Source organism: Polynucleobacter acidiphobus (genome assembly GCF_003065385.1).
Lineage (GTDB): Bacteria > Pseudomonadota > Gammaproteobacteria > Burkholderiales > Burkholderiaceae > Polynucleobacter > Polynucleobacter acidiphobus.
In genome coordinates, this window is the sequence record NZ_CP023277.1 from 278329 (window position 1) to 292082 (window position 13754).

Annotated in this window: 16 protein-coding genes; 15 read left to right on the forward strand and 1 reads right to left on the reverse strand. The window is 47.6% G+C overall.

Annotated features, from left to right (window positions below; genetic code table 11):
- Position 1: 1 nt before the first annotated feature.
- From xerD to AOC32_RS01580, 7 genes are all read left to right on the forward strand, one after another.
- On the forward strand, positions 2-907 hold the full coding sequence (xerD, locus tag AOC32_RS01550; protein ID WP_108507814.1) for a site-specific tyrosine recombinase XerD: 906 nt from the start codon (positions 2-4) through the stop codon (positions 905-907).
- Positions 908-929: 22 nt separating this feature from the next.
- Positions 930-1547, forward strand: a complete 618-nt coding sequence (plsY, locus tag AOC32_RS01555; protein WP_108507815.1) for a glycerol-3-phosphate 1-O-acyltransferase PlsY — start codon at positions 930-932, stop codon at positions 1545-1547.
- 45 nt (positions 1548-1592) lie between these two features.
- On the forward strand, positions 1593-1982 hold the full coding sequence (locus AOC32_RS01560) for an MAPEG family protein (protein ID WP_108507816.1): 390 nt from the start codon (positions 1593-1595) through the stop codon (positions 1980-1982).
- 27 nt (positions 1983-2009) lie between these two features.
- On the forward strand, positions 2010-2771 hold the full coding sequence (gene folE / locus AOC32_RS01565; RefSeq protein WP_108507817.1) for a GTP cyclohydrolase I: 762 nt from the start codon (positions 2010-2012) through the stop codon (positions 2769-2771).
- Between the two features lie 75 nt (positions 2772-2846).
- Positions 2847-3977, forward strand: a complete 1131-nt coding sequence (gene gmd / locus AOC32_RS01570; protein WP_108507818.1) for a GDP-mannose 4,6-dehydratase — start codon at positions 2847-2849, stop codon at positions 3975-3977.
- A gap of 38 nt (positions 3978-4015) precedes the next feature.
- The gene (gene fcl / locus AOC32_RS01575) at positions 4016-4999 is read left to right on the forward strand and encodes a GDP-L-fucose synthase (RefSeq protein WP_108507819.1); all 984 of its coding nucleotides are present in this window, start codon (positions 4016-4018) and stop codon (positions 4997-4999) included.
- Between the two features lie 121 nt (positions 5000-5120).
- Positions 5121-5426 carry a high-potential iron-sulfur protein gene (locus AOC32_RS01580; RefSeq protein ID WP_108507820.1) on the forward strand — a complete coding sequence of 102 codons (306 nt, stop codon included), beginning with the start codon at positions 5121-5123 and terminating at the stop codon, positions 5424-5426.
- A gap of 100 nt (positions 5427-5526) precedes the next feature.
- Here the strand turns inward: AOC32_RS01580 and AOC32_RS01585 are convergent, their stop codons facing one another.
- Entirely contained in the window at positions 5527-5964 is a 438-nt protein-coding gene (locus AOC32_RS01585) for a rubrerythrin family protein (RefSeq protein ID WP_108507821.1), read from the reverse strand.
- Between the two features lie 322 nt (positions 5965-6286).
- Here AOC32_RS01585 and AOC32_RS01590 point away from each other — a divergent pair, with 322 nt between their 5' ends.
- The 8 genes from AOC32_RS01590 (at position 6287) to pseB (ending at position 13754) form a co-directional block, all read left to right on the forward strand.
- Complete coding sequence (locus AOC32_RS01590) at positions 6287-7762, forward strand: mannose-1-phosphate guanylyltransferase/mannose-6-phosphate isomerase (protein ID WP_108507822.1); 1476 nt, start codon at positions 6287-6289, stop codon at positions 7760-7762.
- Complete coding sequence (locus AOC32_RS01595; RefSeq protein WP_159074876.1) at positions 7737-8819, forward strand: glycosyltransferase; 1083 nt, start codon at positions 7737-7739, stop codon at positions 8817-8819. Before AOC32_RS01590 ends, AOC32_RS01595 begins: the two co-directional genes overlap by 26 nt.
- Before the next feature lie 29 nt (positions 8820-8848).
- Positions 8849-10276, forward strand: a complete 1428-nt coding sequence (locus AOC32_RS01600) for an O-antigen ligase family protein (protein WP_108507824.1) — start codon at positions 8849-8851, stop codon at positions 10274-10276.
- 69 nt (positions 10277-10345) lie between these two features.
- Entirely contained in the window at positions 10346-11203 is an 858-nt protein-coding gene (locus AOC32_RS01605) for a Wzz/FepE/Etk N-terminal domain-containing protein (protein ID WP_108507825.1), read from the forward strand.
- Between the two features lie 278 nt (positions 11204-11481).
- Positions 11482-11970, forward strand: a complete 489-nt coding sequence (locus tag AOC32_RS01610; protein WP_108507826.1) for a MarR family EPS-associated transcriptional regulator — start codon at positions 11482-11484, stop codon at positions 11968-11970.
- Complete coding sequence (locus AOC32_RS09720; protein ID WP_159074877.1) at positions 11967-12158, forward strand: hypothetical protein; 192 nt, start codon at positions 11967-11969, stop codon at positions 12156-12158. Before AOC32_RS01610 ends, AOC32_RS09720 begins: the two co-directional genes overlap by 4 nt.
- 161 nt (positions 12159-12319) lie before the next feature.
- Positions 12320-12706, forward strand: a complete 387-nt coding sequence (locus AOC32_RS01615; RefSeq protein WP_108507827.1) for a MarR family EPS-associated transcriptional regulator — start codon at positions 12320-12322, stop codon at positions 12704-12706.
- Positions 12707-12755: 49 nt separating this feature from the next.
- Positions 12756-13754, forward strand: coding sequence for a UDP-N-acetylglucosamine 4,6-dehydratase (inverting) (pseB, locus tag AOC32_RS01620; protein WP_108507828.1), 999 nt, complete (start codon positions 12756-12758; stop codon positions 13752-13754).

The following is a 13754-nucleotide window of genomic DNA, read 5'->3' on the forward strand; positions in this document are numbered from 1 at the left end:
TGTGGCTCTAGCATCACAAAACGCAATTGATCAATTTTGCGATGCCTGTTGGCTCGAAGATGGCCTCTCTAAAAATACGCTAAGTGCCTATCGGCGTGATCTCACCTTGTTTGCCGCCTGGTTGGGCGAGCAAAATAATGCCACCGATCTCTTTCAGGTAAAGGAAGGGGATCTCACCGCTTACATGGCAGCGAAGCGCTCTGATAAAGCAACGACCGCTAATCGGCGTCTCACGGTCTTCAAGCGCTTTTATCGCCATGCATTGCGCCTTGGCTATGTCAAAGAAGATCCGTGTGCGAAGCTACACGCTGCCAAGCAAGCACAGCGTTTCCCCAAGGTCTTGAGTGAAGATCAGGTGATTGCGCTACTCAATGCCCCGAATATTGAGGAGCCTTTGGGATTACGCGATCGCACCATGCTCGAGCTGATGTACGCAAGCGGCTTACGCGTCTCAGAAATTGTGTCACTCAAAACCGTATCGTTGGGTCTCAATGAAGGGGTGGTGCGCGTGGTCAACGGTAAGGGTGGTAAAGAGCGGATTGTGCCCTTTGGTGGTGAAGCAGGGCAGTGGTTGCGCCAATACCTACAAGAAGCCCGACCGATTCTTTTGGAAAGAAAAAACTGCCAAGAGGTTTTTGTGGGGCGCCGCACGGGTACTGGATTAACGCGTCAAGCGTTTTGGTTCATCATCAAACGCTATGCGAGTCTGGCTGGCATTCAAGCGGCGCTTTCTCCCCATACTCTACGTCATGCGTTTGCCACCCATCTCTTGAACCATGGAGCTGATTTGCGCGTAGTGCAACTCTTGTTGGGGCACGCAGATATCTCCACCACCCAAATTTATACCCATGTGGCCCGTGAGCGTCTCAAATCCTTACACGCCACACACCATCCGCGTGGTTCTTAATCAAATCCGCTAGTATTGATTTATGGACGAGTTGATAAAGTATTTTTGGTTGATCCCAGTGGCGTATTTGCTAGGATCGGTCTCGTTTGCGGTGGTCGTGAGTCGTGCGATGGGCTTGCCTGACCCCTATACGCATGGTTCTAAAAATCCAGGCGCAACTAATGTCTTACGCACTGGTAATAAAGTAGCCGCTGCCCTCACCTTGATTGGCGATGCCGCCAAAGGGTGGTTGGCGGTCACTCTCGCGCGCGCAGTCTTAGGCGACCCCAGCCAGGAAAGCGTCAACATTCTCTTGGGGCTGGTAGCGATCGCTGTCTTTATGGGCCATCTCTATCCAATCTTTCATCGCTTTAAGGGAGGTAAGGGTGTCGCCACAGCCGCGGGGATCTTATTTGCCATCAATTGGGCTTTGGGCTTGGCCACCTTAGGAACCTGGCTCATTGTGGCAGTCTTTATGCGCTATTCATCACTTGCTGCCCTGTGTGCCGCAGTCTTTGCACCGATTTATTTCACCTTTCTCTTTGGCGTACAACCTATGGGATTAGCCATTGTCGTGATGAGTGCGCTCCTTATTTATCGCCATCGCAGTAATATCCGAAATCTTCTCAATGGCACGGAGACGCGCCTGAGTAAAAAGTAGTGAATTAAAAATATCTAATCAAAATCAACGAAAAAACAATCAATCATGACTATCGCTATTGTCTGTGTCATCCTCGCTGGTTTTTTACCCATCATTGCGGCGGGCATTGCGAAGTTTGGCCCCACTGAGAACGCCGCAAGTGCTCCCTATGACAACAATAAGCCGCGCGAGTGGCTTGCCAAACAAACGGGATTGCGCGCGCGTGCGAATGCAGCGCAAGCCAATACCTTTGAGTCCCTGCCTTTTTTCTATATTGCGATTGCAATCGCAATGTTTTTGCAAGCTCCGCAAGACCGTATTGATGTCTTGGCCATTACTTACCTTCTAGCCCGCGTAGCCTATATTGCGTGCTATGTGATGGACTGGGCGAACCTGCGCACCTTCGTGTGGCTTGTTGGATTTGCGTGTACAGTAGCTCTATTCTTTCAAATTTAGGTCAGCACCTAACCATCCAGATCATTCATGCCTCGCACGACAACATTAAAGCCATCTAAGGTGAGTACTAAAACAGCCACTCGTAAAACTCGCAAAAGCGACGAGGGCGTGCCACTGTCGCAAGTGATTCGTAGGCGCATTCAAGCAAAGAAATCTCGCTTTCATGCCAACGACAATATTGCGCAGTTCATTGAGCCCGGTGAGATCGATGGCTTGATTGATGAGGTGGCGGGTAAGCTCCAAGGAGTCCTTGAGAGTTTAGTAATTGATACCGAGAGTGATCACAATACGCGTGGTACCGCCTATCGCGTCGCGAAGATGTATGTCAATGAAGTGTTCGCTGGGCGCTATACACCGCAACCGAGTCTTACACGTTTTCCGAATGTCAGTCGCTTAAATGAACTCATGATCATCGGACCAATAGCTGTTAAGAGTGCGTGCTCGCACCATCTGTGTCCGATTATGGGGCGCGTGTGGATTGGAGTCTTGCCTGACAAGCAAACGGCGCTGATTGGCTTGTCTAAATACGCTCGCATCACCGAATGGGTGATGTGTCGGCCACAGATTCAGGAGGAGGCCGTCGTTGAGCTTGCCAATATCCTCGAAGAGAAGATGAAGCCCACTGGATTGGCACTTGTCATGGAAGCCGATCACTTTTGCATGCAATGGCGCGGCGTGAAGGATCTCAATTCCAAGATGGTGAATAGTGTGATGCGCGGTTCATTCTTAAAAGATGCGAATCTGCGCCGAGAGTTCTTAGCTCTCATGGACAAGCAGCAAGGTAAGTAATAATTAACATTACTTATCATTTAATGGTTTGAATTAAGTCGGCTTATTTAATTACTCTTGATTGATCATTAATCAATGAATCAAAATAAAAAAATTGCTCTCGTTACCGGTATTACCGGACAGGATGGCTCTTACTTAGCGGAGTTCTTATTAGAAAAGGGCTACGTGGTGCATGGCATTAAACGACGTGCCTCCCTGTTTAATACCGATCGTATTGATCACTTGTATCAAGACCCCCACATTAATCACCGTAACTTTGTATTGCACTACGGAGATCTCACCGATACCAGTAATTTGATCCGGATTGTGCAACAAACCCAACCCGATGAAATTTATAATTTAGGGGCGCAAAGCCATGTAGCCGTCTCTTTTGAGTCTCCCGAGTACACGGCCGATACCGATGCGATTGGGGCGCTGCGCATCCTAGAGGCCATTCGGATTTTAGGGCTTGAGAAGAAAACCCGGTTTTATCAAGCCTCGACCTCTGAGCTCTATGGTCTCGTGCAGGAGATTCCGCAAAAAGAAACCACGCCGTTTTATCCGAGAAGCCCCTATGCAGTCGCTAAGCTCTACGCCTATTGGATTACCGTGAACTACCGCGAAGCCTATGGAATGTATACCTGCAACGGCATTCTTTTTAACCACGAGTCTGAGCGCCGCGGCGAGACCTTTGTAACCCGTAAGATTACCCGAGGACTTGCGAATATCGCCCAAGGCATTGAACAGTGCCTCTACATGGGTAATATTGATGCGCTACGCGATTGGGGTCATGCCAAAGACTATGTGCGGATGCAGTGGTTGATGCTCCAGCAAGACAAGCCAGACGATTTTGTGATTGCCACTGGTGTGCAATACAGTGTGCGCGATTTCATTCAAAAGAGTGCGAATGAGTTAGGGATCACACTCACATTTGAAGGCAAAGCCGAAGCCGAGAAGGCGATCGTGGTGAAGATTGAAGGAAATAAAGCACCTGCTTTAAAGGTAGGCGATGTGATTGTGCGCATTGACCCGCATTACTATCGCCCCACCGAAGTCGAAACCCTATTGGGCGATCCCAGTAAGGCCAAGCAAAAACTCGGCTGGGTCCCCGAGATTACCTTAGAGCAAATGATTGCTGAGATGATTTCGCATGACCTCGATGTGGCCAAACAAATGGCGCTCTTGCGCCAACACGGCTACAGCATCTCGGTGGGTAAAGAAAACTAAACCCGTCTCAATCAACTCTGTAGGCAGACCAATCTTTTATGACCGATTCTTCAAAAGAGCGTGTCTATATCGCGGGTCACCGCGGCATGGTGGGATCTGCGATTGTTCGTGAGCTTACGCGTAAGGGCTATACCGATTTGGTGGTTCGCACGCATCACGAATTGGATCTGACCGATCAAGCGGCCGTCAGACACTTTTTTGAAACTGAGAAACCGACCCAGGTATATCTTGCCGCTGCCAAGGTCGGTGGGATTCATGCGAACAATACCTATCCCGCAGAGTTTATTTACGACAACTTGATGATGCAAAGTAATGTAATTCATCAGGCATTTTTAAGTGGGGTCAAAAAACTCCTCTTTTTAGGATCGAGCTGCATTTATCCGCGCTTAGCACCGCAACCCATGAGCGAAGATGTGCTACTCACGGGAAAGTTAGAGTCCACCAATGAGCCCTATGCGATTGCCAAAATTGCCGGGATCAAAATGTGCGAGAGCTATAACCGGCAGTATGGAAAAAGTCATGGAATTGATTACCGCTCGGTGATGCCCACCAATCTCTACGGTCCTGGGGATAATTATCACCCCGAAAATAGCCATGTGATTCCAGCACTCATTCGTCGATTTCATGAGGCAAAGCAACGCGGGGACGCACAAGTCGCCATCTGGGGTAGTGGCAAACCCTATCGCGAGTTTTTGTATGTGGATGACATGGCAAGAGCTTCGGTCTTTGTGATGGAGCTCGATCAAGCACGTTATCATCAAGTCACCGAGCCCATGCAAAGTCATCTGAATGTAGGCTATGGTTCAGACGTGACGATTGCCGAACTGGCCCAAGCGGTAGCCAACGCGATTGGTTATAGCGGCGCGATTGTTTACGATGCAACGAAGCCCGATGGTTCTCCAAAAAAATTGATGAGTTCCAAGCGTCTTAATGCCTTAGGCTGGAAACCCAGTGTTTCGCTTGAGGCTGGCTTGACATTAGCTTATGAAGATTTTTGTAAGTCTCAAAACATTCAATCTTAGTTGATCTGAGAATTATTCTCATTTAAAAAATCAATCAAATCAGTCACTTATAAAACACTACGATGAGTGTTGATTTGTGTTTTAAGATTCCATTTGCAGTTTTTTAGAACACGGAGAATCCATGAAAAACACACGTCGTCAATTTTTGATCATGTCTGCTGCTGGTGCAGCAACTTTGTCCCTCAATAACTTGGCTCACGCCCAAGCCATGGTTGCTGAGACCGATCCACAAGCACAGGCTTTAGGTTATAAAGCTGATACCACCAAGGTCGATACCAAGAAGTATCCTAAGCATGCCAATACTCAACGTTGCGATAACTGTGCGTTGTATCAACCAAAAGGCGCTGCTGCTGGCGGTTGCAGCCTTTTTGCTGGTAAGCAAGTGGCCGCTGCAGGCTGGTGTTCTGCTTGGGCTAAGAAGGCCTAATCGCCTAATTTCCCAAAAGATTCAACATCGCTTCGGTGTTGAGCCAAACAAAAATGGCGCTCATTTGAGCGCCATTTTCTATTCCTAAAGAAATTTCAGATTAGGAATTTGCCAAGTGTGCTTCGAGGGTCTTGGTGAACTTGTTGGCGTGGCTGCGCTCAGCCTTTGCTAAAGTCTCGAACCAATCAGCGATCTCGTCAAAGCCTTCTTCACGAGCGGTCTTGGCCATGCCTGGGTACATATCGGTGTACTCATGGGTCTCACCAGCAATCGCTGCTTGGAGAGCCTCAGCAACGGTCTTAGCAGGCATACCAGTACCTGGCTCGCCAGCACCACCATTGATCAAATACTCCATGTGACCATGGGCGTGACCGGTCTCACCTTCGGCGGTGGAGCGGAAAACAGCAGCTACGTCGTTTGCGCCAGCAATGTCAGCCTGGTTTGCGAAGTACAAATAACGACGGTTAGCTTGGGATTCACCAGCAAATGCTTCTTTTAACGACTGTTCAGTCTTGGTACCTTTTACCGACTTAGCCATATAATCTCCTTAATAATCAATAGGTTAAAAAACTAGAGGAGGATAGGATCTGACAAATAAAAAGAAAAATCCTACTCACACCACATCACTATTATGGAAAAGAAACGCTAGCGAATAATCGTATTTTTATATAGAGTTGATAGAAAAAATCAACCTATTTAGTAATATAGATTAAATAAATCAATCGGTTAGCTTTCAATAATCTAATTGCTACTGATGGCGGTGCTTTGCATACCAATTCAAAGTTACTCCAAAGGAATAATTTTGATGATGTATTTAAGGTCTATCGGATAATAAAGGGCTGTTGATCACTTCAATCTCTATGAGCATTCCTACAAAAATTGTTCCTGTCATTCTGTGTGGGGGGTCGGGCACCCGATTGTGGCCACTATCTCGTGCGGGATTTCCAAAACAGTTTTTGGTACTTTCTGGGACCCAAAGCTTATTTCAGCAAGCCTTTCTGCGTTTGCAATCTCTGGCTTCCAAAGAGATCGAAATTGATAAAAATCTGATTGTCACCAACGAAGAACAACGGTTCTTGGCGCTCGATCAACTGCTCGAGTTAAAAGCTCAGATGTCAATCAAGGCACCAATTCGTTTTTTACTCGAGCCACAGGGCAAAAATACAGCCCCCGCACTCACTTTGGCTGCCTTGGACGCCTTGGAAGTCAATCAAGATCCCATCTTGGTCATTACGCCGGCTGATCAAACGATTCAAGATCAAGACGGGTTTACAAAGGCATTACATAAAGCCATTGATGTTGCAAAAGATGGTGCGATTGCGATATTGGGAATCGAGCCCACCAAACCGGAGATAGGGTATGGCTACATTCAGGTCGATAACCAATTAAACCGAGGCGCGCATTCCGTGATCCGCTTTACCGAAAAACCCAATCTTGAGACAGCCAAGCAATATCTGGACCAAGGCGGCTTTTATTGGAATAGCGGTATGTTTGTTCTAAAGGCAAGCCTTTGGTTAAAAGCGCTCAATCTCTTTCGTGACGATATTGCGGATATGACCGAGAAGGCATGGAAAAACCATCAAGTGGATACCTTAAGCCAAGTCGAGTTTGTGCGTCCTAACAAAGAACTTTTCTCGCAGATCCCAGCGGAATCAATCGACTACGCCGTTATTGAAAAATGTCCGCAGTCTGATATTCCAATCCAGATGGTGCCCCTCAACGCGGGTTGGAATGATCTCGGTGCTTGGGATGCGGTCTGGCAAGTGGCCGAACAAAGCGCGGAGGGTAATGCCGCGATCGGGGATGTGCTCTCTGCCAATACTACAAACACGCTAGTAATTGCCAATCATCGCTTAGTGAGCACCGTGGGCGTGAATGACCTCATCGTGATCGAGACTGCTGATGCAGTACTCGTCGCTAATAAAGAGCAAAGCCAAGACGTTAAGGCGATTGTGAGTCAACTCGAGGCAAGTAAGCGCGAAGAGAAAAATCTGCACCGCAAAGTCCATCGACCCTGGGGCTGGTATGACAGTGTGGATGAGGGCGAGCGCTTTAAAGTGAAACGCATTCAAGTGAAGCCCGGAGCAAGTTTATCGTTGCAAATGCATCACCACCGTGCGGAACATTGGATTGTCGTGAAAGGTACCGCAGAAATTACCAACGGCGATCAAGTCATCACCCTCAATGAAAATCAAAGTACCTACATTCCCCAAGGGCAAAAGCATCGCCTCACCAATCCGGGTACGACCCCGCTAGAAATCATTGAGGTGCAATCGGGTAGCTACCTGGGGGAAGACGACATTGTGCGTTTTGAAGACACCTTCGGACGTAAATGACAATAGAACTACATTTTTTATGCAGGCAATGAATTCTCTCGGGCGAACTCAACAAAAAAAGCCACTCGCCTCAATTGTCCTTCTGACCTTCAATCAAGAACACTTTGTTGGGGATGCTCTACGAAGTCTCTTGAATCAAGATTATGAAAATCTTGAAATTGTGATTAGTGATGATTGCTCAAGAGATGGCACATGGAATCAAATTCAGAAAATACTGAATAGTTACACAGGTACTAAAAAAATCATCACTAATCAGAATCCCATTAACTTAGGTATTGTTCGAAATTATGAGGCTGCTTTTCGTAAAACGTCTGGCGAATTAATTTTTATGGCGGCAGGTGATGATATTTCATTACCAAATCGTTGCTCACGTTCGATTGAATTTTGGTTGAGTTGCGATAAAGACTATGACCTGGTCGCTGCTGACGCGGTTGATATGTCGTATACAGGAGAATACCTTCGCATCAAAGAAAATGATCCCCTCGAAGATTGGACCATCCAGAGGTGGTTTAAGCGCAGACCCTATTTCTTTGGGGCAAGTCAAATGATTACCCGAAGACTCTTAAGTTTGGCACCGCTTAATCATAATCTTCCCTACGAAGACCAGTGTCTGGTTTTTAGGTCTTTACTGATGGCCGGGGCCATTCGACTTCCTGAAGCCTTGGTGTGCCATCGGCGCGGTGGGTTGACCCAATCGATTGGCTTTAAAATACAATTTGGCCAAGGTAGATCTCAAATTAGTAAAGATATGTTGGGAGAATTAGCTGAGTTAGATCAATTCTTGAGCGATGCAACGGCTCTCAATAAATGTTCTGAAGTTGAAGACGCGGTTCGGCAAAGAATGATTTATTGTCAAATCATTATTGAACTTTTTAAAGCTCCAATATCCATCCAAGCGGCTAAAAAATTTTGGCAAAGTCCACATATTTCAGTAAATCTCAAATTACGCTATCTACGCTACTATTTTTTTTATCCGATCCTGGCAATCGCTCACTACCTTCGCGATATCTTTCGCATGGTCAGAAGTTTAATTGCCCATGGGCGTCTTAATAAATAATGCTTAGCAACTGAATCAGACATAACTCAATGATTAAAAATCGACCATTACTTGAGGATGGCAAGGATCGCGAAGTTCCGGTACCACCCACAATACGATTGGGATTGGTGATTGCATTTGCACTGTTATGGGCTATCTGGATTCAGCCCCATACTATTGCGCTACGTCACGTATTATTGACGGTGGGATCGCTGCTGGGCTTGTATGTCATTATTCAAAATCGTTCGCTCATGCGAACTAAGGAGGCTATCCCGGTTTATCTCATGGGGACCCTCTTTTTGTGGGTTACTTTCCACTTATTCTTTTTAAATAGCAAATTTGAGCTCCAACTTGATGAATATTTAACCATATGGAAGAGAATTTTGTGGGCCGCACCGTTTGCAATTGGCCTAGGAATTGCTCTTGGATCAAAACAAAATCTAATAGGCGAAACACAAAAAGGATCCAACAAACAATATTTAATAGTCTGGTGGATTTTTTACTTAGGCATTGCCACCCCGACCATCATTTATTTAACTCGGGCCTTACTAATGATGATGGCCGGCAAATTCGGCTGGACACTACCAAATTATGCAATGCTGCTGCCTATTCCATCCACCTGGCACATACCCAAGATGGGCTACATCTTCTTTTGTTTACCGGCACTGGCAATCGCCTGCAGTCAATTCGTAATTCTTTTCAATCAAAAATCCCGTTTTATTGTTTACTACGCTGGCATCTACGCGGCGACTATTCTGGCAGTGTTTCTTGTTTTTTATTTAGAAAATGCCAAGAATGGATTTGCCTATGCGACCAGCCTGTGCCTATTGATGCTGGCAGTTGTTTCCTTAAAGAACCGTTTCAATTGGGGCTGGCGCAACGGTGCCATTCTTTTGCTGAGCTTGGGCATCGCTGGTATTTTATTGGTTCAACACGTGAAGCAAAACGATTCATGGAGAACACTATTCGCCGATATCAAGGTCGCAACGCAGCTCGAAGAAATCGATGCATGGAAGGACTATGGCGCAAGGGGATTGCCAAAAAACGAAATGGGTTCAGTAGTAAGTGTTACAAACTATACGCGCGCTGCCTGGGCCCAGGTGGCGATCCAGCTTATTCTTGAGAGGCCGTTGGGTTATGGCCTGCTTTACCAGTCTTTTGGGCATTTTGCCAAAGAGAAGTGGGCAAACTCAACCCTAGATACCTCTCATAGCGCCTGGCTTGACCTCACCCTCGCCATCGGCATCCCCGGGATAGTCTTGGTACTTGCCTCCGCCGCATTGGCCTTTAAAAATTTATTCCAACGAGAGTCGAATTCTTTCACAGTTGCTACGCTGTGGATGATGCTAAGCATCTTCATGCTGATGATAACAACCGAGGTTGCTCGGCAAGTGTACATAGAGGCTTTATTTTTTGTAATTCTTCTAGTGGCTGGAATGGGCATCGCTTCCTTAAATCGATTTAAGTTAAAGTGCTAGCAACGTTCAATTGAGGCCCCTGACTCTTAAATCATTTAAAAATAAGTAATACTCCTTTATCGTACATTCATGCCAATCAACGACTCCCAATCAACCCCGTCGGCTCAGCTAGACGATGAACTATCGCTCCTCGACATCATCGAGTTCATGCAAGAGAGCTGGAAAACCATCGTCGGGTTCACGGTGCTCGGCATCGCAGGCGCTGGTCTTTATCTTTGGGCGGTCCCCAAGCAGTACGAGGCGAGCGCCCAAATCAAGATGGCGCAGATCGCAAACTTCAACAACAACAACAACATTAACCCCCTGGGCATCAACATCGAGGAACCGCAGGCGCTCATCGTCCGCATGGCGCTGCCGACCTCCTACCCCAAGGAGACCATCGCGCTCTGCGGCATGGTCGACCAAAAGGACCCCGAACTCACACTCGCGAGCAAGGCAAAGCTTTCCATCCCCAAGGGGGTGGGCGGGACCGTGGACCTAAAAGTTCGTGACGCCTCCAAAGAAATTGCCAAGGCCTGCACAAACGCCGTCTACCAGTTGATCAAGTCAAGTCAGGCCCAGCTCGTGGCCCCCTACATCGACGAGGCCAGCAAAAAATTAAAGATCGAGGAGGAGCGCCTAGGCCGCGCCACTCAGGTCATCGCCAAGGCCGACAAGTCGGGCGCCGCCGTGAGCGCCGCCTACCTCGCCACCCGCGACGAGATCCGCTACCTGCTCGACCAAATCTCGAACCTGCAAAGCATCATCACCGGCAACGAAAGCCGCGCCGCCCACCTCACCGCACCGATCTACCTAAAGGACGAGCCGGTCTTCCCCCAAAAGCGCAATAGCCTTTTAATTGGGCTACTGCTCGGGGGCCTCCTAGGACTGGTCTTCACCCTGGCACGCAAGTGGTACCGATCCAACCGCACGGCCTTAAAACATTAAAACCTTAAATTGCCCCGTAGCCCCAAAGCGCTCGCGCTCTGTCGCACCCACGGTACAGGGCCCGCCTGTTGCAGGCTATATATTCCCTGCATTCCTCCGACTGAGCGATTGAAGGAATCACTACCCTTCAAAATCAATTAACCCACCTAAAAAAGTACAGCCCCAAAAAACCTGTTCACACCCTGAACAACTGGTTATAATATTTTTAATCATTAACCCATTGCGGTAAAACTCAACAATCGTAAAACCCATCCACCGTAAACCCGCAAGATAGCCCCATGACCGCAGCCGCCACCAGTCATTGCCCAGAAGTATCGGCCCAGCGACCACAGAAGTTGCCGGCAGAAGGGTCGTTACATTCAACCAAGGTCTCGGAGGTACACCTCAGGTTATTAAGTCTGCTCGAGCAAAACCCCGCCTGGACCCAGCGCCAATTGGCTGACGCCCTAGGGGTAAGCCTTGGCAAGACCAACTACTGCCTGCGTGCCTTACGGGACAAGGGCCTCGTCAAGTGGGGCAACTTCTCGCAAAACCCCAACAAGTTTCAGTACATGCACCTCCTAACCCCCAAGGGCATCGCCCAAAAGCTGCAGATGACCGCCCACTTCTTGCAGCGCAAGGAGCGCGAGTTCGAGGAGTTGCGTATCGAGATCGCGCGCCTGCGTGCAGAGCTTGGTGAAATGAATACCATCTCCGTTGCTGTAATACCGACGCTGGTGGAAAGCCCTCCGCCTAGCGCGAGCGCTCCAGTGGGGCAAACCGCATGAGGAGCCTAGCGAATGCATTACAGAGCATGACCACCCAGGTGAGCGATGGCCCCTCGGGCGGATGCGCAGAAGGGACTACCGCAACAAAATTTAGTGCAGCAGCTATGCCGGCAGCATCATGGGGTGTGGGAACTGAAGCCCGGGAGCGGGCATTAGCGGGCTTGAGTAGCTTTAATCATGAAATTTGAATCAGGTATTTAGTGATTATTTCAAATAACGTTTGTTCAAAAATTGAACAAACGTTTCAAGAAGTCTACAATAAGCTAGGTCAACCAAAATAGTGCGACAGAGCGGTATCCTATTCGAAATAAACAAGTGCTAGAAACAAAAATATTTAATGCAAATATAGATGCAAAATTCACTCAACAATTTAGTCAATAATTTATCCATGACCCGTAAAGAAGAAATTTCTTTTCGGGTAATGCGCTTCTTGCAAGAAAACCCTGATCTCACGCAGCGTGAACTTGCTGAGAAACTAGGTATCAGCCTCGGTAGCGTTAACTACTGTCTCAAGGCGCTTATGGAAAAAGGAATGGTGAAGATGAAAAACTTTGCCAATTCTAAGAACAAGTTTGGCTATGTCTACGTGCTCACTCCTGCTGGTCTTGAAGAAAAGGTTGCCATTTCCCACCGCTTTCTGCAGCGCAAGATGGATGAGTACAAGATGCTGAAGATGGAGATTGAGGTACTTAGTGCAGAGGTTGTTGAAAACATTCAACAACCAAATTCTCCATAAAATTTTTTAATTATCGTTTTGAATACAAAACCAAATTTGTGGAACCCCAATGCTCAAAAACTCAATTGTCCTTATTACTGGAGGAACAGGCTCTTTTGGTAATACCTTTGTGCCCATGACGCTGGCCAAATACAGTCCAAAAAAAATAATTATCTTCTCGCGTGACGAGATGAAACAATGGGATATGGCAAAAAAGTTCCAGGGTGATAGCCGTGTACGCTTTTTTATTGGCGATGTTCGAGACAAAGAGCGCCTGTACCGCGCCTTGGACAGTGTGGACTACGTTGTTCATGCAGCCGCCACCAAAATTGTGCCTACAGCTGAATATAATCCTTTTGAGTGCATCAAAACTAACGTCAACGGTGCCATGAATCTTATCGACGCTTGTATCGACAAAGGCGTCAAAGGCGTGGTAGCGTTATCTACCGACAAGGCTAGCAGCCCCATTAACCTTTACGGCGCCACTAAGCTCACGTCTGACAAACTGTTTGTCGCTGGCAACGCCTACTCCGGCGAGCATGGCACCCGTTTTTCTGTTGTGCGTTATGGTAATGTCATGGGTTCACGTGGTTCGGTCATTCCGTTTTTCTTGTCCATTCGCGACAAAGGCGTGCTCCCCATTACCGACGAACGTATGACTCGCTTCATGATTTCTTTGGAGCAAGGGGTAGAGTTGGTTTGGCACGCTTTCGAAGATATGGTTGGTGGCGAAATATACGTCAAGAAAATTCCGTCCATGAAGGTGACTGACCTGGCACGTGTTGTTGCCCCCGAATGCAAGCAAGAATTAGTCGGCATTCGGCCAGGCGAAAAACTGCATGAGCAGATGATCGGCGCCGAAGACGCATACTATACGTTTGAGTACCCTGAGCATTTCAAAATTCTTCCCACCATCAACAATTGGGGCAGCAGCCCCGAGCGAATCAAAGATGGAAAAAAAGTGCCCGAGGGCTTTGTCTACTCTAGCGACAACAATGCCGTTTGGATGGCTGAATCTCAGTTACAAGCTTGGATTGAAACCAACCGCGAAAAAATTGGGAGAATTTGA

Excerpts from the sequence above, each read along its gene's own strand:
- plsY (WP_108507815.1), top strand. The coding sequence starts at position 930 with ATGGACGAGTTGATAAAGTATTTTTGGTTGATCCCAGTGGCGTATTTG.
- AOC32_RS01560 (WP_108507816.1), top strand. The coding sequence starts at position 1,593 with ATGACTATCGCTATTGTCTGTGTCATCCTCGCTGGTTTTTTACCCATC.
- folE (WP_108507817.1), top strand. The coding sequence starts at position 2,010 with ATGCCTCGCACGACAACATTAAAGCCATCTAAGGTGAGTACTAAAACA.
- gmd (WP_108507818.1), top strand. The coding sequence starts at position 2,847 with ATGAATCAAAATAAAAAAATTGCTCTCGTTACCGGTATTACCGGACAG.
- fcl (WP_108507819.1), top strand. The coding sequence starts at position 4,016 with ATGACCGATTCTTCAAAAGAGCGTGTCTATATCGCGGGTCACCGCGGC.
- AOC32_RS01580 (WP_108507820.1), top strand. The coding sequence starts at position 5,121 with ATGAAAAACACACGTCGTCAATTTTTGATCATGTCTGCTGCTGGTGCA.
- AOC32_RS01585 (WP_108507821.1), bottom strand. The coding sequence starts at position 5,964 with ATGGCTAAGTCGGTAAAAGGTACCAAGACTGAACAGTCGTTAAAAGAA.
- AOC32_RS01590 (WP_108507822.1), top strand. The coding sequence starts at position 6,287 with ATGAGCATTCCTACAAAAATTGTTCCTGTCATTCTGTGTGGGGGGTCG.
- AOC32_RS01600 (WP_108507824.1), top strand. The coding sequence starts at position 8,849 with ATGATTAAAAATCGACCATTACTTGAGGATGGCAAGGATCGCGAAGTT.
- AOC32_RS01605 (WP_108507825.1), top strand. The coding sequence starts at position 10,346 with ATGCCAATCAACGACTCCCAATCAACCCCGTCGGCTCAGCTAGACGAT.
- AOC32_RS01610 (WP_108507826.1), top strand. The coding sequence starts at position 11,482 with ATGACCGCAGCCGCCACCAGTCATTGCCCAGAAGTATCGGCCCAGCGA.
- AOC32_RS09720 (WP_159074877.1), top strand. The coding sequence starts at position 11,967 with ATGAGGAGCCTAGCGAATGCATTACAGAGCATGACCACCCAGGTGAGC.
- AOC32_RS01615 (WP_108507827.1), top strand. The coding sequence starts at position 12,320 with ATGCAAAATTCACTCAACAATTTAGTCAATAATTTATCCATGACCCGT.
- pseB (WP_108507828.1), top strand. The coding sequence starts at position 12,756 with ATGCTCAAAAACTCAATTGTCCTTATTACTGGAGGAACAGGCTCTTTT.